At 41.9% G+C, this 24142-nt stretch carries 19 protein-coding genes and 1 pseudogene; all 20 read left to right on the top strand.

Annotation, left to right across the window (positions count from 1 at the left end):
- Positions 1 to 9 precede the first annotated feature (9 nt).
- The 20 genes and pseudogenes from AC1TO6_RS03360 (at position 10) to AC1TO6_RS03455 (ending at position 22978) form a co-directional block, all read left to right on the top strand.
- Positions 10 to 795 carry a 2-keto-4-pentenoate hydratase gene (locus AC1TO6_RS03360; RefSeq protein ID WP_482100192.1) on the top strand — a complete coding sequence of 262 codons (786 nt, stop codon included), beginning with the start codon at positions 10 to 12 and terminating at the stop codon, positions 793 to 795.
- A 3-nt stretch (positions 796 to 798) separates the two neighbouring features.
- Positions 799 to 1677 (top strand): acetaldehyde dehydrogenase (acetylating), encoded by an 879-nt coding sequence (locus AC1TO6_RS03365; RefSeq protein ID WP_482100193.1) that lies wholly within the window; start codon positions 799 to 801, stop codon positions 1675 to 1677.
- Positions 1678 to 1689: 12 nt separating this feature from the next.
- A complete protein-coding gene (gene dmpG, locus AC1TO6_RS03370; RefSeq protein WP_482100194.1) occupies positions 1690 to 2697 on the top strand; it encodes a 4-hydroxy-2-oxovalerate aldolase in 1008 nt (335 codons plus the stop codon).
- A 695-nt stretch (positions 2698 to 3392) separates the two neighbouring features.
- Positions 3393 to 4703: an MFS transporter gene (locus tag AC1TO6_RS03375; RefSeq protein WP_482100195.1), complete on the top strand. Its 1311-nt coding sequence runs from the start codon at positions 3393 to 3395 to the stop codon at positions 4701 to 4703.
- 250 nt (positions 4704 to 4953) lie between these two features.
- Positions 4954 to 5088, top strand: a pseudogene (locus AC1TO6_RS03380) (SUMF1/EgtB/PvdO family nonheme iron enzyme); the annotation flags it as partial.
- A gap of 92 nt (positions 5089 to 5180) precedes the next feature.
- Positions 5181 to 6137: an SMP-30/gluconolactonase/LRE family protein gene (locus AC1TO6_RS03385; protein ID WP_482100196.1), complete on the top strand. Its 957-nt coding sequence runs from the start codon at positions 5181 to 5183 to the stop codon at positions 6135 to 6137.
- 699 nt (positions 6138 to 6836) lie between these two features.
- On the top strand, positions 6837 to 8159 hold the full coding sequence (locus AC1TO6_RS03390) for an MFS transporter (RefSeq protein WP_482100197.1): 1323 nt from the start codon (positions 6837 to 6839) through the stop codon (positions 8157 to 8159).
- Between the two features lie 229 nt (positions 8160 to 8388).
- Complete coding sequence (locus AC1TO6_RS03395; RefSeq protein WP_482100198.1) at positions 8389 to 9228, top strand: alpha/beta fold hydrolase; 840 nt, start codon at positions 8389 to 8391, stop codon at positions 9226 to 9228.
- A gap of 28 nt (positions 9229 to 9256) precedes the next feature.
- Entirely contained in the window at positions 9257 to 10210 is a 954-nt protein-coding gene (locus AC1TO6_RS03400) for a VOC family protein (protein WP_482100199.1), read from the top strand.
- A 50-nt stretch (positions 10211 to 10260) separates the two neighbouring features.
- Positions 10261 to 11760, top strand: a complete 1500-nt coding sequence (gene tcuA / locus AC1TO6_RS03405; RefSeq protein ID WP_482100200.1) for an FAD-dependent tricarballylate dehydrogenase TcuA — start codon at positions 10261 to 10263, stop codon at positions 11758 to 11760.
- Between the two features lie 38 nt (positions 11761 to 11798).
- On the top strand, positions 11799 to 12995 hold the full coding sequence (locus AC1TO6_RS03410; RefSeq protein WP_482100201.1) for an acyl-CoA dehydrogenase family protein: 1197 nt from the start codon (positions 11799 to 11801) through the stop codon (positions 12993 to 12995).
- A gap of 1141 nt (positions 12996 to 14136) precedes the next feature.
- Complete coding sequence (locus AC1TO6_RS03415; RefSeq protein WP_482100202.1) at positions 14137 to 15342, top strand: acyl-CoA dehydrogenase family protein; 1206 nt, start codon at positions 14137 to 14139, stop codon at positions 15340 to 15342.
- 19 nt (positions 15343 to 15361) lie between these two features.
- Positions 15362 to 16315: a VOC family protein gene (locus AC1TO6_RS03420; protein WP_482100203.1), complete on the top strand. Its 954-nt coding sequence runs from the start codon at positions 15362 to 15364 to the stop codon at positions 16313 to 16315.
- Between the two features lie 34 nt (positions 16316 to 16349).
- The gene (locus tag AC1TO6_RS03425; RefSeq protein WP_482100204.1) at positions 16350 to 17150 is read left to right on the top strand and encodes an adenylyltransferase/cytidyltransferase family protein; all 801 of its coding nucleotides are present in this window, start codon (positions 16350 to 16352) and stop codon (positions 17148 to 17150) included.
- A gap of 29 nt (positions 17151 to 17179) precedes the next feature.
- Entirely contained in the window at positions 17180 to 18079 is a 900-nt protein-coding gene (locus AC1TO6_RS03430; protein WP_482100205.1) for an isocitrate lyase/PEP mutase family protein, read from the top strand.
- The gene (locus AC1TO6_RS03435) at positions 18076 to 19494 is read left to right on the top strand and encodes an FAD-dependent oxidoreductase (protein WP_482100206.1); all 1419 of its coding nucleotides are present in this window, start codon (positions 18076 to 18078) and stop codon (positions 19492 to 19494) included. Before AC1TO6_RS03430 ends, AC1TO6_RS03435 begins: the two co-directional genes overlap by 4 nt.
- 11 nt (positions 19495 to 19505) lie before the next feature.
- A complete protein-coding gene (locus AC1TO6_RS03440) occupies positions 19506 to 20249 on the top strand; it encodes an SDR family NAD(P)-dependent oxidoreductase (RefSeq protein WP_482100207.1) in 744 nt (247 codons plus the stop codon).
- Positions 20250 to 20266: 17 nt separating this feature from the next.
- Entirely contained in the window at positions 20267 to 20716 is a 450-nt protein-coding gene (locus AC1TO6_RS03445) for a GlcG/HbpS family heme-binding protein (RefSeq protein ID WP_482100208.1), read from the top strand.
- A 6-nt stretch (positions 20717 to 20722) separates the two neighbouring features.
- Complete coding sequence (locus AC1TO6_RS03450; protein WP_482100209.1) at positions 20723 to 22102, top strand: FAD-dependent oxidoreductase; 1380 nt, start codon at positions 20723 to 20725, stop codon at positions 22100 to 22102.
- A 24-nt stretch (positions 22103 to 22126) separates the two neighbouring features.
- Complete coding sequence (locus AC1TO6_RS03455; protein ID WP_482100210.1) at positions 22127 to 22978, top strand: aspartate/glutamate racemase family protein; 852 nt, start codon at positions 22127 to 22129, stop codon at positions 22976 to 22978.
- Positions 22979 to 24142 lie beyond the last annotated feature (1164 nt).

Raw genomic sequence — 24142 nt, forward strand, 5'->3', positions numbered from 1 at the left:
GATGTAAGTATGGTGATTCAAAAAGCAGCTGAAGCATTGTTACAAGCAGAAACGGATAGAAAGCCGATTGCACCATTTACATCTTCAAAAGATTCGATTTCCGTTCAGGAAGCTTATCAAATTCAACTCTATCAAATTAATAAAAAGGTTGAAAATGGCGCGAAGATCAAAGGGAAGAAAATCGGATTGACGAGTAAAGTCATGCAAGACATGTTTAATGTCACAACACCTGATTACGGGCATCTATTGGATAATATGATTTATGAAGACGGAAGTACAGTCTCAATCGATCAATTCATACAACCAAAAGTGGAGTTTGAAATTGCTTTCGTTTTAAAAGAAGGATTACAAGGTCCGAATGTTACAGCTGCGGATGTCATTGCTGCGACGGATTATATAGTGCCTGCAATTGAAATTATTGATAGCCGCATTGAAGATTGGAAGTTTAAATTTGAAGATACAGTCGCGGACAATGGCTCTTCCGCAGGTGCTGTTATTGGTAAAAAGCAAACTTCTGTTGAAGGTCTAGATTTAGCTGCAGTCGAGATGAAAGCTTATAAAAACGGAGCGTATTTAGACGGGGCAAAGGGAGAAGCGGTAATGGGAAATCCAGCAACTGCAGTTGCATGGCTTGCGAATGAAGTTGCTGAGTATGGCATCTCTTTACTTGCTGGAGAAGTGATTTTAGCGGGAGCATTGACAAAAGCCGTACCTTTTGAAGCTGGAGATCATTTTAAGGTGGATTTTGAAGGGCTAGGATCGGTGTCGATTTCATTTTCAGAGGGTGGAGAATAGAAGATGACAAGACTTAAAGTGGGGATTATCGGTTCGGGAAATATCGGAACGGATTTAATGTATAAAATTGAACGATGTGATGCCCTTGAAATGAGCGTAATGGTTGGAATTGATCCGAGCTCGGAAGGGTTAAAAAGAGCAAGTGACCGTGGTTATGAAGTGATTGACAATGGTATTGACGGCTTATTGGAAAAGTTGGAGCTCGTGGATATTGTGTTTGACGCGACTACTGCCAAAGCACATGAATGGCATAGTGCAAAGTTAATTGCAGCAGGAAAAAAGGTAATCGATTTAACGCCAGCTGCCATTGGACCTTTTACAGTACCGGTCGTGAATTTAAGTGAGCATCATAACGAACCGAATCTAAATATGGTCACATGCGGTGGGCAAGCGACAATTCCGATTGTCCATGCCATTAATCGTGTGAGTCAAGTCGAATATGCTGAAATTATCGCAACAGTATCAAGTAAAAGTGCTGGTCCTGGTACCCGTGCAAATATTGATGAGTTTACACGCACAACTGCAAAAGCAATCGAGCAAGTTGGGGGAGCCAAAAAAGGGAAGGCGATTATCATTTTAAATCCTGCCGAGCCACCAGTGATTATGCGTGATACTGTACTTGTACTTGTTGAAGAAGAAGGTAAGGAAGAAGAAATTAAACAGTCAATTGAGCAAATCGTAAAAGAGGTACAGGAATATGTGCCTGGCTACCGTTTAAGAGGCACACCACAATTTGACGGTAAAAAAGTTTCTGTATTTCTAGAAGTTGAAGGTGCTGGTGATTTCTTCCCTCCTTACTCTGGGAATTTGGATATTATGACAGCAGCCGCAGCGAAGGTTGCAAATGAATATGCAAGAAAAATGGTAGCAGCAAATGTTTAAGGAGGAATGAAAATGACGAGTCGCTCAATTGAAATTTTAGATGTTACTCTTCGAGACGGAAGTCATGCGATGCAACATTCCTTTACAGAGGAACAAGTACGTGCAACGGCTCGTGGTCTGGATCAGGCAGGTGTTCGCTATTTTGAAGTGACGCATGGCGATGGCTTGGGAGGATCTTCTTTACAATATGGATTTTCAAAAGTAAGTGAATTAAAGCTAATTGAAGCGGCGGCAGATGAGTGTAAAACGGCAGAAGTTTCCGTGTTGTTAATTCCCGGAATAGGCATTAAAGAAGATTTGCAGGATGCCGTTAAAGTAGGTGCCAAAATGGTTCGTGTTGCGACGCATGTAACAGAAGCAGACGTTGCTGCGCAGCATATCGGATTAGGTCGTGAACTTGGCTTAAAAACAGTGGGCTTTTTAATGATGGCCCATATGGCACCCATTGAGAAATTAGTAGAGCAAGCAAAGTTATTTGAAAGCTACGGTGCGGAAATTGTGTATGTGACAGATTCGGCTGGTTACATGCTACCAAATGAAGTTAAGGAACGGATAGAAGCTTTAAAGGATGCTTTATCGTGTGAAATCGGTTTCCATGGCCATAATAATTTGTCGATGGCGATGGCCAATACGTTGGCGGCTGTTGAGGCTGGAGCGACTTATATTGACGGAAGTTTGCGTGCGTTGGGTGCTGGAAGTGGCAATACGCAGACCGAGGTAATGGTTGCGGTCCTAGAGCGCTTAGGCTACCAAACAGGCATTGATCTATACAAAACAATGGATGTGGCAAATGATGTAGTCGCAAAATATATGCAGCGCCCACAAGAAGTAACAGGTTCAGGTTTAATAATGGGGTATTCGGGCGTCTATTCTAGCTTTTTACTACACACACAGGCTGCAGCCCAAAAGTTCGGTATTGATGAGCGAGATATTTTGGTTGAGCTAGGACGGATGAAAGCGGTTGGCGGGCAAGAAGATCTCATTTATGATGTCGCGCAAAGCTTTGCCGCTAGCAAATAAGGGTAACTGTCATTTGGACTCCTCGGTATTTTACTGTAGGAGTCTTGTGGTATAAGGAAAGTTATCTGGGCGCAAATCGAAAGAAAAGAAAGTTTTAATCAACTGATTTCACAGTATTTTTCTAGGGAAATCTAGAGAACAGAGTATTGCCAAGATTATCGAACTAAATAAAACACCTACGGGAACTATACTTTATGTAAAGTATAGTTCCCGTAGGTGTTTTTGCTTTCGCAATAATATGTACACTAAACATATTAATGCCGAGTTCTCATTGATTTTGTCAATAAAATTTATACGGAAAGTTGTTTTTTTTCAGGTAATCTTTGCTCTAGTATGAGTATCTAAAATCTTCTAAGATACAGGTATGCAGAGGATGGGGTGGTTTTGGAGATTTATCCAATATTAGGGGGTTAGAGAAAGTAATCAGTTCTAATATTTTATTTTGTAGACATGAAAGCGGATACAGACAGATGGCATTATAGTTACGAATGTTCGAGTTATTAATAATTGATAACAGTGAGGAGGTAATTCGTAAGAAACCTCAAAAAATAAAAGAATATACTTATGGGGTTTTTAGATTGGAAAATTTCAAAATGTGTAGTGATGACGGAGGCAGTTAGTTAAAGTATTTAATTTAAGATGGATGAAATTGTATTAGAAGGGCTTTTATTATGGAGAGCTAGGGAGGTTATGTTATGACAACAATTCATATTCCAGAAGAAATAGAAAAAATGGATAAAGCAAAGTATAAGGTTTTTTTCGGAGCTTATATCGGATGGATTTTTGACTATTATGAAGTGTTCTTACTAAGCTTTCTTGTGATTCCAATGGCAGCAGCCTTATCACTTTCAACCCTACAAATTGCTTCAGTATTTTCGGTGCAATTAGGTTTTTTAGCTGTAGGCGGAGTTGTATTTGGTTATCTCAGCGATAAAATAGGAAGAAAGAAAATTTTAATTGCTACATTGATAATTTTTTGTATTGCTACTCTTATGCGTGGCTTTACATTTAACTATGAATGGTTAATCTTTTGGACAGCTATTGCAGGATTTGGTTTAGGAGGGGAGTACGGAGCCGCTCAAGCTTTGGTAAGTGAAACCGTACCTTCAAAACAAAGAGGCTTTTGGAGCAGTATGTTATATGGTGGAGCATATATAGGGATATTTCTTGGAGCCACAATGGGAGGATTCATTTTACCTTTAATAGGATGGCGGTGGACTTTCATCATATCAGCTCTCCCAATTCTGTTTGCCTTATATCTTCGGAGAGATGTGGAGGAATCGAAAGTATGGAAACAGGAAATACAAGAAAAGGTTAATAAAGAAAAAGTGAAATTCACAAAGAAGTATGGATTAAAAAGATTTTGGAAGCCATTCTCTATTGCTTTAATTGCAGCAGTTTTACAGTATTTTTCTTATTACGGTATTACAAATTTCTTACCAACTTATTTAGTACAATACGAAGGGTTTGAAATGGGAGCCGCTGGATGGTGGCTATTTTTTACAGCTTTTGCGGGTCTAGTGGGTTCATTTATAGCTGGATATACAGCGGATAAATGGGGAAGAAGAATCACTCTCAGTTATTTAGGCGTAGTAGCAGCGTTGGGAGGAATCGCTTTATACTTCACATGGTCAAGTTTAATCAATTCTTTTTGGATTTTAGTACCAATCTTCTTCTTGTATTTCGGATCTAACGGAGCATCAGTATTCGGATCATTGTTTAGTGAAATGTTCCCAACTGATCTACGAGCTACAGGTATTTCTTGGGCGTTACAAATAGGGCGTGGACTGTCCGCGATACCCCCTTTAATTACTGCAGCGGTATTTCCTATCTACGGATATAAACCTATTATTTTAGGAGGAGCCTTACTTTTCCTAATGTTAGCATTTTGGGCATGGGTATTCCCAGAAACTAAAAATATGAAATTAGATGAGTTTAAGGAAACTGCTGATGATCCTGAATTAGATGATTTAAAATCACAAAATGTTGCACCAGATGTGACCTGATTTATTAATGCTAATTATTTCTTTACTACCCCTGTTACATTCTATTTCCCTATCATCTTTTGCTTCTCACTCATAAACGTACAGTAAGGGTACAACAAAACAGTATCAAAAACGCAGCTACAGTCTCAAGTGACATGATGACAACCCGGGTTATGGGGCTTGTGTGGGTATTTAATTCTGATTATTCAGGGAAGTGTATTCATCAACGCGGGGGACGAATAATTCAAAAGGTCCGAAAAACGGTACGTTATGTATAATGCGCGGAGGATCGTATTTATGCCACGATTCATATTGTAATCGTTACAGGGTATCTGCTCGTACTTCGAATACACCAGATAGTTCCACCGGGAATATCGGTTTCAGATGTGTTATGGAAGTAAAGTAATTATTTGCGAGTATACCTTACTACTAAAAATTCACAAGACTCAAGTGATAAAAAGCTTGTACTATTGGTTATTAAAACTGGGAGGTTTATTAATGAAAACTAAAATCGTAGCAGTATTATTTTTTCTCATATTGGTAGCAGGGTTAGTCGTAGCGGCAGTGTCTAATACAATCCCACAGCCGCCTCAGGAAAGGCATACCATATCGGAAATTGTAGAGCCCGAAAGCGAATGGGAAAAGGTTGTTACGGGTCACGGATTCATGGAAGGCATTAATTTTGATCGGAACGGTGATATGTGGATGGTCAGTCCGCCTACCGGGGAAATTATGAAGGCTGAAGGGGATAAAGTTACTGTAATTGGTAAACCGTATAGCATTCCTGTCGGGGCAAAGTTCCACAAGGATGGACGCCTGATTGTCACTGATAATGCTGGAGAACTCTATGCATTCAATACTAAGACATCAGAGCGGACGACCATTGCCGATTCGTTTGAAGGCGCTCCTTTAAAAGGGCTTAACGATCTAGTCTTCGATAAATTGGGTGGGCTTTATTTTACTGAACCAGGCGATTCGAGTGCAACGAACCCTACTGGACGCGTCTTCTACTTACCGCCGGGCAAGGATTCAGAACTGCAGCTTTTTCAGAGCAATCTTGCCTATCCGAATGGTATTGCCGTTTCAGCTGACGGACAACGTGTCTATATTTCCGATTTTACCAAAAATCGGATTATCGCTGCTCCATCTGCGAGTGCAAAAGACGCACGTGAAGTACCGTTTGTTTTTGGTCAGTTTGAAGGCGGTATAGGACCGGATGGCTTAGCCGTAGATACTGAGGGCAACCTGTATGTAGCGCATTTCCAAGCAGGTGAAATTGTCGTTCTAGATGCGAGTGGTTTCAAATATGGTGTAATCCGTCTACCTGAAGATACAGGAACATTCACTACTAACCTCGTATTCCATGAAGGATATCTGTATGTGACGGAGTCATCTAAGAATGAGGTTTGGCGAATCGAAGTCAAAAAAAGTGGTTTAGAGCCTTATGGGAAATAGAAATTCTATTTATGATCTCAGTCCATACATCTCAAAATCACATTTATAGTGCTTATGAAAATTCTAGCGCAAGCGGTCTACAATCCGAATCACAACTCTATCAATATTGAGCGTCGCAGTAGATTCAATGGGATTATAGGTAAGTGAATCGCTCTTCCAATATACCAAAATAATATGACCTTGGAAAATGACCATAAAACACTTTAGTGTTTTATGGTCATTTTATTTATTTAAGAAAATCGTTTGGGATTTCAGGCTTTAAGACACCTTTGCGAAAAAAACTAAGAAAAAGTTACGGAGTTTTTGATGGGAAACTAACAATTAACACTCTAGAACTAGAGTAGCTAACCTCGTAAAGTATCAGTATAGTTTGAATTTCTCGAAAAGTGTGCCTATAGGTACGTTGAGGATTTAAAGAAAAAGGTGAAGGAGGCGGAGGTATTTCAAGTTTTCCATTCCAATCCATGTAGTGGTCCTTAATCAGATGTAAAGAGAGATTTGAAAGCGGATACACAATTGCATGCTTCCCGCCCATTGAATGTAACTCGGATCTACTTCTCCATGAAAAGTGTAGAGGGATAGGTGAAAACTCCATGTGAATCTGACGTTATTAACAAAAAACTTTGCTGGTCTATGGTGATATGTTTGAAAAGGCACATACGCACAATCTGATACTTAATTTGAAGCGGAGGGAAAGAAATGGATCAAACACACTCAATTACCGCCATTGAAAAAAGCACGATTAAGAAAACGATGAGAAGGATTTTACCATTTATTTTACTGTTATATGCGGTTGCATTTTTGGACAGGATCAATCTTGGTTTTGCTGCTTTGGAGATGAATGCAGATTTAGCCTTAACGGCTGAAGTATTCGGTTTGTTATCAGGTTTGTTCTTTATCGGTTATTTCCTGTTTGAAGTTCCAAGTAATTTGATGTTAAAAAAGTTTGGTGCAAAACTATGGATTTCTCGGATTATGGTTACCTGGGGGATTATCGTCGTATTAACTGGATTTGCACAATCTGCTACACATTTATATATATTACGCTTTTTACTTGGCGTGGCTGAAGCAGGTTTTACACCGGGTATCATTCTTTACCTAACGTATTGGTTCAGAGCACGTGAAAGAGGGAAAGCAACCGCTGTCTTTTTTGTTGCATTGCCACTCAGTGCATTGATAGGTGCGCCGCTGTCAACTTGGATCATCGATACGATTTCATGGAGTGGTTTAGCCGGTTGGAGATGGATGTTCATTTTAGAAGGGATACCAGCTGTTCTATTAGGATTTGTCGTTCTGTTTTACATGACAAATAAACCTGCAGATGCAAAGTGGTTAACAATCGAAGAGAAAACATGGCTTGAAGGCGAATTAGAAAAAGAAAGAAAACTGAGTTCCATGGTCAATAAATCTTCACACCTTGCCATGTTGAAAGATTCGAAGGTTTGGAAGTTATCTCTTGTTAATATGGCGGGCTTCGTCGCTGTCAACGGCTTGGCTTACTGGATGCCAACGATTCTTAAATCCTTATCTTCATCTTCAACGACGAACATGCAAATTGGCTGGTTGGCCATGATTCCATCACTCATCGCCATTCCGGCAATTCTGTTTGTAGGATGGAATGCAGACCGAACAAATTCCTATAAAAAGCACCTTTATGGATGTATCTCAATTGCCATGCTTGGGCTCATTGGTTGTGCGCTAGTACCGACTGCACCATTAATGGTCTTAATGTTATCAATTACTTCTGCAGGATTGTATGGAATATCCGGTTCTTTCTATGCGTATTTAACATTCTTCTTTACGCAATCCACAGCACCTGCAGGCATCGCTTTAGTAAGCTCACTTTCCGCAATTGGTGGTTTCATAGGACCGATGTTGCTGGGTGTTGTTGAGTTAAGAGAAGGCATGTTCGTGATTGCTGGCTTCATGCTTGTCAGTCTGATCACACTTTTCACATTGAAATTAGAGAAGAATCGTCAGAGCGAACAAATAATAGAGCAACCGATTGAAGTTTCAAATTGAATTTCAATTGTGAAATGAGCGGAGTAACACGACTAGTTTATGAATGACCGCAATAAACTATCGGAAAATTACAGGTATTCAAATAGTTTTTACTCTGGGAATTGAATGCTACCTATTCTAAACTTTAAGTAGTAGCCAGGTTTTAAGTTTTGTAGAATAAGTCGTTTTTATACAAATGTATGTAAGGGCTTTCATGAAAAGTGAATTTATAGAAGGAGGAATATTAACAATGACAAACAATACACAAAAAGTAGTTAATACTAAAAACTTTAAAACATATTTAAATCGGTCAGGTGAGGGGAATTCTGAAGTGATTCTGTTTCTACACGGATCTGGACCAGGTGTTACCGCTTTTGCGAATTGGCGATATGCCCTAAAAGCTTGTGGTGAAACGTACGATTGCCTTGCTCCGGATTTGCTTGGTTTTGGGGATAGCGGGCACCCTGAAACACTTCCGAAAAGTAGACAAGGATGGATGGATTTATGGGTCAACCAACTCATTGAACTGTTGGACGAACTAGGTATTCAAAAGGTTCATGTTGTTGGGAATTCATTGGGATGTTCCATTGCCTTGGAATTATTGCTGGAATATCCGGAACGATTTGAAAAGGTTGTCTTAATGGGGCCTGGAGGAACGCCAAATACAAAATTGAGTCCAGAGCTTGCACGTGCCAAAGGATTTTACGATAATCCGTCACCTAAGAAATTACGTCAAATTATGAGTTGGTTTGTATACGATGCGGAAGAAATGGCATCAGAAATTGATGCTTTAACGGATGTTCGTTTTGAAACAGCCATGCGACCTGAAGTCCAACGTTCGAATGATTCCATTTTTGCGACAGCTGCCGTACCCGTACCTACAACAGCGCTTAATCGGATACAGAATCCTATATTACTCGTTCATGGTCGTGATGACAGAGTTTGTTCTGTTGAGTCTAGCTATTACTTACTGTCTCATTTGCCGAATGCACAACTGCATGTCTATGCAAAATGTGGGCATTGGACACAAATTGAAAAACATGAAAGCTTCAACAATTTGATACAGCAATATTTTTCTAACAGCATTTAATACTATTATTACTAAGGGGGAAAAGGGAATGTTACTACCAGAAATCGCTAAGTTAGGTCATGTCGCACTTGTTACTCCAGATCTTGAAAAGTCACTGTGGTTTTTCCGGGACGTCATTGGCCTAGAAGTAACCGAAGAACAAAATGGAACAGTATATTTACGAGCATGGGGAGAGTTTGAGCACCATTCCCTTTCGCTAACAGCCGGAGATAGAGGTTACGTGGACCATATTGGATGGAGAACGAAACGTCCTGAAGACGTGGAAGGATTTGCACAGTTGTTGGAAAAAGCGGGAACACCGGTCAAGTGGATCGAAGCAGGAGAAGAGACAGGGCAAGGGCGAGCGATTCGTTTTCAACTGCCAAGCGAGCATACATTTGAAATTTATTATGATGTAGAAAAACCAAAAGCTGATGAAAAAAGACGTTCTGTATTGAAAAATCAAACCTATAAAGCATGGAATCGCGGAGTATCACCAAGACGATTTGACCATGTGAATATCGCTACGTCAATGGATGTGGGAGAAGTACTTGATTATTTAGGTAGTCAATTAGGATTTAAGCTGCGTGAATACGTCAAACACAATCAAGAAAAAGTAGTTGCAGGATGGATGAGTGTAACGCCACTTGTACATGATATTGCCGTCACTACGAGACCACATGCAAAAACACCGAACCAACTTCATCATATCTCTTATTGGCTTGATAATGCCCAAGATATCTTGCGGGCAGCCGATATTTTATCAGAGCAAGGCATCAAGTTCATCGGTCCAGGTAAGCATGGAATTAGTCAGGCCATGTATATCTATGTGATTGATCCGGGCAGCGGTTGCCGCGTTGAATTGTTTAGCGGGTCCTATCTAATTTTCGAACCGGATTGGGAGCCTGTCGAGTGGACGGAAGAGGATCATGCGACTGGTAACACTTATTGGGGCGATTCCGTGATGGACAAGGAACTAAATAAAGAAACAATTGAAGCTTGAGGATATTCGTTCATTGGTGAAGCTAATTTCTGAAAGTGAGGCAAATCGATGTGAGTGAAAGGATAATTTATGAAACAGATGTAGTGGTCGTGGGGGCAGGCAATGCCGCCATGAGTGCTGCGCTTGCGGCTCGGGAAAATGGTGCAAATGTCATTGTACTCGAGAAAGCGCCTGAAGCTGAAAAAGGGGGAAATACCACTTTCACCCATGGTTCCGTTCGCTTTGCTTATAACAGTGTGGAAGATTTAAAAGAAATTATGCCAGATTTGACACCGGAAGACTTTGAGAATACGGATTTCGGTACCTATTCGGAGGCAGACTTTTTTGAAGATATGTGCCGACTAACGGATTATCGAACAGACCAAGAGTTGGCTTCGATTCTTACAGATGAAAGCTTTGCTACGATGAAATGGTTGCAATCACATAGAGTCAGATTTGTTCCGATTTATGGACGTCAAGCCTTTAAAGTTGATGGGAAATTCAAGTTTTGGGGCGGGATGATTGCTGAAACGGCTGGTGGTGGACCAGGACTGGTAGAGACTTTACATGAAGAGGCAAAAAGGTTAGACATCCAAGTTTTATTCGAAGCGATGGCTACTGAACTCATTCATGATGACGATGGTGTACACGGCGTACTTGTTAACTACAAAGGTAAAACAATAGAAGTTCGTGCAAAATCTGTCATTCTGGCCTCAGGAGGCTTCCACGCAAATCCAGAAATGCGAACGCAGTACCTAGGACCGAAATGGGATCTCGCTCATGCAAGGGGAAGTCGTTTTAACACCGGCGAAGGCATTCGGATGGCTTTAAACATTGGTGCGCTTTCGCATGGTAATTGGTCAGGTGCTCATTCTGTAGGAGGGGATCGCTACTTGCCAGATTTCTCGGAAGGATTTCAAAAGTTAAGTTATCCTTTTGGCATCATAGTAAACGCGGAAGGGAAACGTTTCCTAGATGAGGGCGCTGACTTCCGCAACTACACATATGCAAAGTATGGCCGGACGATTCTTGAACAAACAGGCCAATTTGCATGGCAAGTTTTTGATCAAAAGGTTGCGCATCTACTGCGGGAAGAATACAAAGGCAGGCAAGTTACAAAAGTAAAAGCAAATACAATAGAAGAATTGGCTGAAAAACTTGATGGTGTGAATAGTGAAGTGTTTTTAAATGAAATCAAGCAATACAATGCAGCGATCCGAAAGGACATTTCTTTCAACCCAACTATAAAGGATGGACGTAGCACGGAAGGATTGGCTGTTCCAAAATCCAATTGGGCTAATACTTTGGATGAAGGTCCATTTGAAGCATATGCAGTCACATGCGGGATTACTTTTACATTCGGTGGATTGAAAATTAGTACGAAAACAGAAGTCCAAAATGTATTGTCACAATCCATTCCAGGGCTATATGCAGCGGGGGAACTAGTTGGAGGACTATTCTACTTCAACTATCCTGGCGGAGCTGGTTTAATGGCAGGCTCAGTTTTTGGCAAAATTGCGGGCGAAAATGCAGCGCTGTTTAGTAAACAGCGGACTTTGGTCAAATCATAGAAAGTTGTACCTATTAAGAGATTAAAGGAGATGTTCATATGAGTAAGGTCGCACAAAAGGAACGTTTACTAGTAGATGAAGCCAGCTCTTTTATTCCAAGATTACGAGAGAGAGCCAAAGAAACCGAAGAAATTCGTCGTATCCCAGAAGCGACGATGAATGAATTAAAAGAAGCAGGTCTTTTCAAATTACTACGCCCCGAAAGATACGGCGGCTATGAAACAAATATGAAAACCTACGCAGATATTATTGTAGAAATTTCCCGTGGCTGTGGTTCGACTGGCTGGATTGTGGCATTATGCGCGATTCGCGAACTGATGGTAGCGGAATCATTTTCCGAAAAAACACATCAAGAGATTTTCGGCAGCAACGCAGATGATGTACTTTTTGCAGGGGTGTACGAACCTAGGAAGTGCATTGCACACAAAGTAGAAGGCGGATATCTTGTTGAAGAAGGATTCTGGATGTTTTGCTCGGGGTCACTTCATGCAACATGGGGATATTTCGGCATGCCAATCCTGGATGAACAGGGCGCAATTGTAGATCAAATATTAATGACTTTGCCATTCAGTGAAATGGAAATCATGGATGACTGGCATACGATGGGATTGAAAGGAACAGGTAGCAATAGTGTGAAAATGAATAATGTATTCATCCCGGATCATCGATGTACATCGTTTGTTAAAGCATTGGATGGAGATTTTGAATCTACACATCTTCGTAATAGCCCTTTATACAATACAGCACTCTTTCCTGCTTTGATTTTGTCGCTTGGATTACCAGGCCTCGGATTAGTGAAGCACGCACTTGAATTTTTCCAAGAAGTATTGCCCAATCGGAAAGCTGCTCATATCGGTGTCGAAAATCTTCGTGATGCGGCTAGCACGCATGCACTGATTGCGGACGCTTCATTGAAAATTGATAGCGCTTCTATGCACTATTATCGTGTAGCTGAAGACTTGGATACATGGGCAGCAAGTGGAAAGTATATGGATCGCCCGGCTAGAGTAAGAGCTTTGGCAGACATCGGCTATGCCAATCAGATGTGTAAAGAAGCACTGGATCTCTTGCTACTTGGCAGTGGGTCAGGCTATGTATATGAAGGTCATCCGTTGCAAAGGATTTTCCGTGATTTCATGACGCTTTATTCACACAGGTCACTATCTCCATCAATCACGAAAGAAAATTACGGTCGTGTGCTTTCGGGATTAGAATCCAATGCAATCAGATATTAAACGTAACGATTTACTGCAATAGCTTTTTTGAAAAAATAAACTCCAAACAATTTAGTATTGTTTGGAGTTTTTTAAATATAAAGACTAACAAATGAATACGGGAGATCACTGGAAAAGCCCTTAATGATGAGTGTGATTTAGAGTTCCTGCTAATATCGCTTCGACGCTTTGTGGATGCCTCCCGCGATAAGCCGGAAAGAAGTTCACTTTCAGTCTTATCGCTCCGGCTACCACGAAGTCGCGCCTTCGCTAGATGGTCTATTTTAGAAAGCACATTTCGTTATTGGGGATTTGATTTGCAATCTATAGTGCGTCTTTCTTCAATGAAATAAGTATCAAATAGTAATCGCATTATAATCTCAGTGCATACATCTCAGAATTACTTTCAATAATGGAACACTCCAGCGCCGGCGCGGCAAAGGGGTAGCCGAAGCCATGAGACTGGATGCGAAGCGCTAATCCAGGCTCATGGCGAGAGGCCTCCCCAAAGCGCCAAGCGATCTATAAATCCACATTCCGAATTGCAACTTTCCCGATAATGCACACTCCAGCGCCGGCGCGGCAAAGGGGTAGCCGAAGTCCTGAGACTGGATGCGAAGCGCCAATCCAGGCTCAGGGCGAGATGCCTCCCCAAAGCGCCAAGCGGTCTACAATCCACACTCCGAACATACAACTCTCTCTCAATAATGGAACACTCAAGCGCAGGCGCGGCAAAGGGGTAGCCGAAGCCCTGAGTCTGGATGCGAAGCGCTAATCCAGGCTCATGGCCAGAGGCCTCCCCAATGCGCCAAGCGATCTATTATCCACACTCCGAATTGCAACTCTCCCGATAATGCACACCCGAATCACTACTCTATCTCGATAGTATGTTCTCTAAAACATTACCCATGAAATAGCTCATTTTCATTCCGGAGAACAGAAGTAGCGTGACAAATCCTAGGAATAAGAAAAACTGTTGGATTTATTGAGGCATTAAAGTGGGAATCCTAAAAAACCATAAAAAACTAGTGGAACTTTAGGGCAATACAAACAATTAACACTCTAGAATTTTAGCGGTTAGTTTTATAAACTATCAGTATAGTTCAAATAAGCGAAATTGTTTATACAAGTAAAGTTTTAGCGTGGAATAGGAGGTTACGAGATGACAACGATGACGACAACAATGATTGATACGAATAAGGAATTAGTAGAAAAGGCAATTTCATTCATTCCGAAATTAAGGGAAAGAGCAGTTGAAACAGAAAAGGGGAGACGAATCCCAGAGACAACGATGCAAGAGCTAATGGATGCTGGGTTATTCCAAATCTTACGTCCGAAGCTATATGGTGGTCTTCAATCAGATATGAAAACCTATACGAAATGTGTCGCTGAAATTTCACGAGGCTGTGGATCGACGGGCTGGATTTTTGGCCTCTGCAATATTCGGGAACTGATGATTGCACAATCATTCTCGAAAAAAGCACATGACGAAATTTACTTTTCTGGGGACGACATCATATTTGCAGGCGTATTTGAGCCTAGGAAGATCAGCGTTAAGAAAGTTGAAAGCGGATACATTATTGAAGAAGGCTATTGGCCGTTTTGTTCAGGGTCACTGCATGCGACTTGGGGATACTTCGGAATGCCGATTGTCGATGAGCAAGGTGAAGTAATCGATCAAGGACTGATTACACTTCCCCTGAGTGAAGTGGAGATTGCAGATGATTGGCATGTATCGGGCTTAAAGGGAACGGGCAGTAACAGCATTCATATGAATAATGTCTTTGTACCGAATCACCGAGTAGTCTCCTTTACAGATGCCATACATGGTAAATTCCAGTCAGATCATTTCCGAGATACTCCTTTATACAATTCAGCACTTTTCCCTGCATTGGCAATGTCAATCGGTGTTCCGGCGCTAGGAATTGCAAATGCTGCACTGGACTTTTTTAATAAGACCTTGGAAACGCGTCGCGCAGCAAATTTAGGCGTTGAGTTTGCGAAGGACGCTTCTATTACGCATCTTCAATTGGCTGAGGCAACGTTACATATCGAGACAGCAGATCTTCATTTCACGAACATAGCAGAAAAAATGGATGCCTATGCGGAAAGTGGAGAGTACATGCCGAAAGAGGAGCGTGTCAAAATGCTCGCTAAGATCGGCTATGCGGTTCAGATGTGTAAAGATGCAATGGAAATATTTGTTGTGGCACTTGGATCTGGAATTGTAGGGGAAGGTCATCCTTTCCAAAGGTTATACCACGATTTCACGGCACTTTATACACATCGTACCATCAACCCGCTAACATCTCGAGAAAACTTCGGTCGTGTATTATGCGGTTTAGAGTCAAATACGAAAAACATTTAAAAGATAAGAGGGATGAAATATGACGAATCCGGAAATTGCAAAGCTCGGCTATGTTGCACTTGTTACACCAGATATCGAAAAGTCACTTGTGTTTTTCAGAGATGTCATTGGCTTAGAGGTCACGGAAGAAGTAAATGGAGTTCACTATTTACGCGCTTGGGGAGATTTCCAACACCATACACTTTCTTTAGAACAAGGGGATCGCGGCTATGTACGTCATATTGGTTGGCGTACGAAAAATCGTGAAGACGTTCTTTTATTCAAAGAAAGACTGGAGCAAGATGGCGTTGAGGTTGAATTTGTAGAGGCATGGAAAACGCCAGGAATCGGGGACTCCATCCGTTTTAAAATCCCAAGTCAGCATACATTCTCGCTCTATTATGATGTGGAGCGGCCGGTTGTAGAAGAGCATCGTCGTTCTGTACTGAAAAACCAAACTTACAAATCATGGGCGAAAGGCATATCGCCTCGCCGTTTCGATCATGTGAATATCCATACATCAACAGATGCAGGATTGACGTATGAGTTTTTAGCAGAAATACTTGGATTCAAATTACGTGAATATGTACGTGATAACGATGGAGATGTTGTTGCGAGCTGGATGAGTGTTACGCCGCTTGTGCATGATGTGGCGGTTTTGTCTAAGCCAGATTCACCGACGCCTGCACGTTTGCATCATATTTCTTATTGGTCGGATGATTCACAAGACATTTTACGTGCAGCAGATATATTGAAAGAAAATGATATTGAATTTATCGGACCTGGTAAACACGGGATCACCCAAGCGTTGTATTTATATGTAATGGATCCAGGAAGTGGATGTCGCGTTGAATTGTTTACAGGCGGATATCTCATCTTCGAACCAGACTGGGAACCGGTGGAATGGACAATGGAAGAGCGTTCCGTTGGCAATACGTATTGGGGAGAATCGGTGCAGGAACGGGAAGAAAACAAAATAACAATCGAAGCGTAATGTGTCTTGGTGAAATGAAGGGAGGAAAATCGATATGAAAACAATTGAAATCAATCGCGATAACTTAGCCTACTGGCAAAATCGTTTGCCGGAACAAATTATAGCACTCGGTTTTTTCGACGGTTTACACAAAGGACATCTTCAGGTCATTGAGACAGCAAAGAAACAAGCGCAATCGAAAAACTTGGCATTGTCCGTTATGAGTTTTTTTCCACACCCGAAAAGTGTTTTGTCTGACGGCAAAGTAAAAGTGGATTATTTAATGCCACTGAATGAGAAGGAGAAAAGGTTAAAGAAATTAGGAGTCGATTATTTCTTTGTGGTCCAGTTTGACAAACAACTAGCCTCTTTATCTCCTGAAAGTTTTGTTGAAAGTTATCTAGTCGATTTAGGTATTGTCCACGCAGTTTGTGGTTTTGACTATACTTATGGCCATCGTGGTGCGGGTAACATGAGTCGTTTGAAATTAGATTCAAGAAATCGGATAGAAGTTACAGAAGTGCCAAAGGTAGAATGTTATGGCGAAAAAATTAGCTCGACCTTAATTAGAGCGTCCTTAGCAGAGGGAAAGGTTAATTATATTCATAAGTTGCTAGGTAAACCCTATCAAATAGAGTGGAATAAACTGACGGGTCTTTCACCGTTTTATACACTTCCTGCACCAGGACGATACTATGCTTCAATTCAAGCAGCTGGTAGCAGAGTGAATTGTATAGTGATCGTGAACAATGACGGACAACTTGTTTTCAACCAATTACCGTTTTCAAATGAAGAACAGCTTTCGATTTCCTGGCATTATCAAGTGAGAAGTAAAGCATGTAGAGAAATTAGTTGAATTTATACAAAGGGAAAGGGGATGTATATATGTCAAAAACAAAACAGTTTCAAGCATTGCTAAAACAACCGAATGCATTTATTTTACCAGGTGGATATGACGGAATGACAGCACGCTTAGTAGAGGAGTTCGGTTTCCCAGCTCTGTATGCAACAGGAGCAGGTATTTCAAATGCCCAACTTGGATGGGCGGATGTCGGACTGACAACGTCAACGGAAATAGCGGAAATCGTAAGTAGAATGTCCGATGTTACGACAATACCGATTGTTGTGGATGGGGATACAGGATTCGGTAATGCCATTAATGTCATTCGAACAGTGAAGCAGCTGGAACGTGCAGGAGCTGCCGCCATTCAACTGGAAGATCAAGTCTCTCCGAAAAAATGCGGGCATTTTAGCGGTAAACAAATCGTCAGCAAAGAAGAAATGGTGAATAAAATCAAGGCCGCTTTAGATGCAAGAGTTGATAATAACTTGGCGATTATCGCGAGAACAGATGCGCTTGCTATCAATGGAATTGAAGATGCGTTGGATCGGGCAAATGCCTACAAAGAGGCAGGAGCCGATGTCTTGTTTGTGGAAGCGCCAACGACTTTGGAACAACTGAAAATGATTACAGCTGGCGTGCCTGATATTCCACATATCATGAATATGGTTGAAGGTGGGAGAACACCGTTACTATCATTGGAAGAGGCAGAAGCATATGGCTTTAAGATTATGCTTTGCGCGAATACTGTACTGCGTTCGGCTATTAAAGGAATACGTGAAAGTTTACAGATTTTATCAACTGATAAGTCACAAGCAAATATCCATGACGCGATTTGTACGTGGGAAGAACGTCAGGAACTATTTAAATTAGATCAAATACAACAGTGGGAAAAGCAGTATTTAGTTGAAGAGATACTAGTAGGGGGAGGTAAGTCATCGTGACAACAGAAATCGATTATGACTTGGTCGTTATTGGATGTGGGGTAGCAGGTACGTCCGCTGCATTAGCAGCAGCCGAAAGGGCAAAAGCACAAGGGGAAAACCTTCGTATCGCCATTTTAGAACGTGCAGACTTTGATAATCGTGGAGGGAATTCACGGTGGACTGCAGCCTATATGCGAATGGAAAATATTGACGAACCTGCTGAGCGTTTTGTAGAGGATATGATGGGGTTTTCAAATAATTATTCAGATCGCCAATACATCGAAACACTCGCACAAGACGCGGGTTCAACGCTTCGCTGGGTTGAGGAAAAAGGTGTTGAATTTGATTATTTACCGACGATGTTCTTAACGGCATCTAAGCCCCGGCTGTTACCTGTAGGTGGAGGCCGTGCCATCATTGACACACTTTCATTAAAGGCACGCGCTCTAGGAGTTGAAATCATTTATGAGTCAACGGCGTGGGACATTGTGTTGGATGATGAAGGTGCAGTGAGTGGCTTAAAGGTTCGCATCAAAGGCGGTGCATCACTGAAGCTTAATGTCCAATCAGTCATTTTGGCAGCAGGGGGTTTCCAAGGCAGTCAGGAAATGATGGCACAATACATCGGTCGAGATGCGCATAAAATTCCAACTGTTGCAGAAGGTGGCCTTTACAACAAAGGTGAAACGATTCGAATGGCGATGGCGATTGGTGCCAAAGGATCCGGACAGTTTGATGCTTTCCATGCAGAGCCTGTAGATCCACGCAGCAAAAGGGAAGAAGCGGGCATTATGGCATATCCTTATGCGATATTGGTTGACCAAAATGGCAATCGTTTTACAGATGAAGGGCAAACAACAATCGATGAGCAATATGAAGAAGTGGCTCGAAAAATCTTTTACGAGTTACCAAATCACATTGCATACATGATTAGTGACCAGAAAATGAATGCTATTCCGAATATCGAAGAGGCAATTCAGACAGAGCAACCCGCAATTGAGGCAGATACATTGGAAGAACTTGCAGAAAAACTCGGTATTCCAGCAGCTCAGTTAGTTGAAACGGTTCATCAATTTAATGCTGCGGTTCAGCCTGGTGAATTTATCTATAACAAAAAAGACGGGAAAGAAGCAGTTGGCATTGAGCCGCCCAAGTCAAATTGGGCAATTGCAATTGACCAAGCACCTTATATTGCATACCCCGTCATTTGTTGCAACGTATTTACCAATGGTGGATTGGCGACAGATACGTTCGGGCGCGTGTTATCGAATGATGACGATCCAATTCCTGGTTTGTACGCCGCAGGAGAAATTACCGGACTTTACTATGGAAAATACCCAGGTGGAACTTCCGTGTTAAGAGGATTGGTATTTGGCAAACGTTCGGGAGAGCATGTAGTCACGTATTTGTCGGAAGCAAAAAACCTTATATGAGGAGGAATTAGATGTCTACAGGGGATTTGAAGGGTAAAGTTGCGCTTGTCACAGGCGGTGGGCGCGGCATTGGCCGTGAAACTTGTATTTTGCTTGCATCACATGGTGCGGATGTAGCCATAAGTTCAAGGACGGCTTCCGAATGTGAAGAAGTGGCAGCATATATTCACAAAACATATGGCACGAAGACACTTGTTGTTACAGGTGATGTGTCGAATGAGGCAGACGTTCAAAAAATCATTCATTCGGTTGAAAAAGAGTTGGGGAAAGTTTCAGTACTCATCAATAACGCTGGCATAATGAGCTTTTCACCATTTACGGAAACATCCATTGAGGAATGGGACCAAGTCAATGACATTAATGTAAAAGCACCATTTTTACTGTGCAAAGCTGTTGTTCCAAATATGATTGAGAAACAGGATGGCATCATCGTGAATATTTCATCGATTTGGGGAACGAAAGGCGGACCGAATCGGAGCGCTTATATTACTTCTAAGCATGCAGTCATCGGCTTTTCAAAAGCACTCGGTGAGGAGTTAAAGCCATATGGCATACGCGTAAATGCAGTTTGTCCAGGTCCTGTCGAAACAAAAATGACAGACGATATGGGACCAGACGTGAATAGAACTGGTTGGCTCCAACCAATCGATATGGCGAATGTCATTGTCGAGCTTTGTTTACCAAAAATGAAAGCCATCACAGCATCAACAATTGAAGCATTCGGAGCAGGGCAACCTGTTGCCGTAACTAACTAAAAAGGGAGAGATACTCAATGACAGAAATGGTCGTAGCAATCGAATCGAAGAATATCAGTCTGGAACTATCTAACAAATTATTGGAAGCAGCTGTTGAAAAAGGTAAGGAACTTGGCATGCCATTTAGTATTGCAATTGTAGATAAGGTTGGTAACTTAAAGGCGTTTTCATCCATGGATAGAGCGACTGTATTAACTTTAGAAATCGCCCAAAATAAAGCATTCTCAGCTGCAGCCTATAACCGGGCTACGCATGAATGGTATGACCGTTTAAAAGATGATCCACCTCTATTACATGGCCTTGTCCACACGGAGCGTCTTGTCATTTTCGGGGGGGGCTATCCAATTACAGTGGACGGTGAATTAATCGGTGGTATTGGTGTGAGTGGGGGGCACTATACACATGATATGCAAGTATGTGAAGCAGCGTTAGAAGTTGTTCAGCAACTTGAGCTAAAGGAAGTGTAAAAGCCTATGGAAAACTACGATATTATTATCGTTGGCGCTGGTATGGCCGGACTTTGTGCTGCAGTTGAGGCTACGGAGCGAAGTGCAAGTGTACTTGTGCTAGAAAAGGAAGCCGAAATGGGTGGAAGCTCTTTGCTCAGCGGGCGTTACATGGCCTTCGCAGAAACAGACTTGCAAAAAAGTAAAGGGATCGTGGATTCAACTGAATGTCTCGTCAACGACATGTTGTCAGTCGGGGACGGGGCGAACGATCCCGTTTTAGTCGAAGCTTACGGTTCACACCAACTAGAAACGTATAAGTGGCTCGTAAATAAAGGTGTTATGTTCCATGCCATTCAAGCGGTAAGTGGCCATAGTGTCCCGCGCGGGCATACAATCACACCAAATCAGGCAATCACTAAATTATTTGAAAATGCGAATAGCCATGAAAGCGTAACAGTTAAACTCAATGCAAATGTGTTGCGTTTACGTAAAAATAACGAAGGCAGAGTGGATGAAGTTTCTTATGAGATAGATGGTGAAATTCATACAGTCAAGGCCAATAATGGCGTTATCTTAACGTCTGGAGGATTTTCACGCAGCGAGGAGCTTCTGAATTCCTTCGCACCTCAGTTAAAAGGTGCTCTTCGAATAGGCGGAAAAGGGAATATAGGTGACGGTATTAAGCTTGCTTGGGAACAAGGTGCTTGGGTACGTGATTTGCCATTTTTAAAAGGCACATACGGCTTCCATCCAACTGCAGACGGCCCTCGTAAATCACAAGGACTCGTATTTTATAAAGGTGCCATTATTATTAATAAATTTGGCAAGCGCTTTGTCAATGAGTCGATTTCTTACAAGTTAATCGGCACGGAAGCATTGCAACAGCCAGAAGGAATAACCTATCAGGTGTGGGATCACAACATCATGAAAGAAAGTATTCCTGGTGATGCATTGTATGATTTTGAAAAATTGCTTGAATTAGGCTTGATCGAAAAAGCCGAAACAATTGCAGAGTTGGCAACTAAAATCGCTATCCCTTCCGATGACTTGGAAAAAACGCTTCATATATATAATCGAGATGTCGCGAATGGCAACGATTCACAATGTGGACGCGAAACATTAACGCATACTTTCGGAGTACCCAAACAAATTCTACAGGCACCATTTTATGCAATGAGAACGACTGTTGCAATGCTTGCGACATATGCTGGCATTGCGGTTGATGAATTTGCACAAGTCCTCAATCCATATAATGAGCCAATCGAGGGACTATACGCCGCAGGGGAAGTTGTCGGCGGTTTTCATGGAGCAGGCTATATGACGGGAAGTTCGCTAGGTAAGGCATCAATATTTGGCCGAGTTGCCGTACGTACAGCCTTACAAAAGCGGGAAATACTAATATAATCTAAATGAAAACGAGGTGGTTACATGAAAATATGGCATCAAAGTCTAACATCAATTGAAAACGTGCCGCAATATCGAGATGCGGTCATTCAACATATTCAAAAAGTGGCACGTCCTGATGTAGAAGTCGTAATACATGGCATGTCAAAAGAAACCTATCCCGCAGAATACCCGGGTCATTTTATAACATACGCCTATTTGCAAAACTTGCATCGTGAGCAATTCATTCGAAACGCGCTGATTGCAGAAAGTGCGGGCTATGATTGTATGTTCATTGGGACAATACCAGATGTGGGCTTATTGGAAGCGCGCACACTTGTAGATATTCCAGTGATTGGCTATGGACAAGCCTCATTTCACTTTGCTTCGATGCTCGGTGATTGCATTGGCATTGTCAATTTTTTAGAGCCATTAAAAGATCAGCTAAAACAAAATATTCAACGATATGGTTTGGGAGAAAAGCTAGGTCCGATCGTCCAAACAGATGTAGGTTTTTATGATATTTTAGAAGGTTTCAGTAATCCTGAACCGATTATTGAGAGTTTCACAAAGGCAGCAAATAAAGCGATTGAACTTGGCGCGGATGTAATTGTACCGGGAGAAGGACCCATGAATGTATTCCTAGCCACTCATGGCATTTCCCGTATCGGTGATGTCCCCATTGTTGACTCATTCGCGGCAGGCATTAAAATGTGTGAGTCACTTACTGATTTACAAAAAAACTCGGGCGTCTATATGACACGCAAGGGATACTTTAATGCGAAACCACCTGAAGAAGCAGTGCAAAAGCTGCGTTCGTTTTATAATTTAGAAAGCAATATTCATCCTGAACTTGACTGGGGTCTCTCCATCAAGGGCAGTGCGGTCAAGTCTTAATTTACCGATAGTATCTATTCGAGGAGAAGGGAGTAGCTATAAACTCTCTTCTTTTTGTATTGTCGATATTTCTTAAGATTTGTGAATCGTAAACGGTAGGGCCCAACCACTCAACGGTTTGGGCTATTTTGGATACATCGCTACATAGTCAACGTTATACTAAGTCTTCTTATTTCTGTACAATAGAAGGAAAGGGTTATAGGGGATTTTAGCTAGTTATATTGAATTAAAGAATCCTGTTGAATTTGCTGCGGCGCGCAATAATGAGAGAGTTGAGATCTGGAGTGTGGATTATAGATCGCTATGCGCTTTGGGGATGCCTCTCGCCATAAGCGAGGCCACTGAAAAAATCCGATTTCCTTCAATCCCGTTGATTTCCGTTCCGAGCGGACGCTTTCCGCGGGCACGGCTTCAGCCTCCTCGTCACTGCGTTCCTGTGGGGTCTTCAGCAAGGGAAGAGTGAACTTCTTTCTCTTCCTAGCTGTTCCCGCTGGAGTCGCCGCTCTTCACTACAATTAACTAGTTCTTATTAAAATAAAGAACTTTTTCAGTGGCCTCCACTGAGCCAGGATTAGCGCTTCACATCCAGGCTCACGCCCTTGTCGCGCCTGCGCTGGTGTATCCATTATCGGGAGAGTTGTAATTTGGAGTGTGGATTGTAGATCGCTTGGCGCTTTGGGGATGCCTCTGGCCCTGAGCCTGGATTAGCGCTTCGCATCCAGTCTCACGGCTTCGGCTACCCCTTTGCCGCGCCGGCGCTGGAGTTTCCATTATTGAGGGAATTGTATTTGGATTGTGGATTTTATACCGCTTACGCTAGGGTTTCACATTATTGAAAGTGATTTTGAGATGTATGGACTGAGATTATTATGTGATTGCTATATGATACTAATTTCATTGAAGAAAGTCACACTACAGGACGCAGCTCTAATCCCCAATAACGAAATATGCTTTCTTAAAGAGACTACCCAGCGAAGGCGCGACTTCGTGGTAGCCGAAGCGATAAGACTGAAAGTGGTCTTCTTTCCGGCTTATCGCGGGAGGCATCCACAAAGCGCCGAAGCGGTATTAGCAGGATAACTAATTCTATCCATTGCATAGGGATTTTTATTAAACTCCACTGCAATTATAGATAACGAAATGCGCTTTCTACATAGACCACCC

It is taken from the genome of Sporosarcina sp. Y352 (assembly GCF_056786535.1).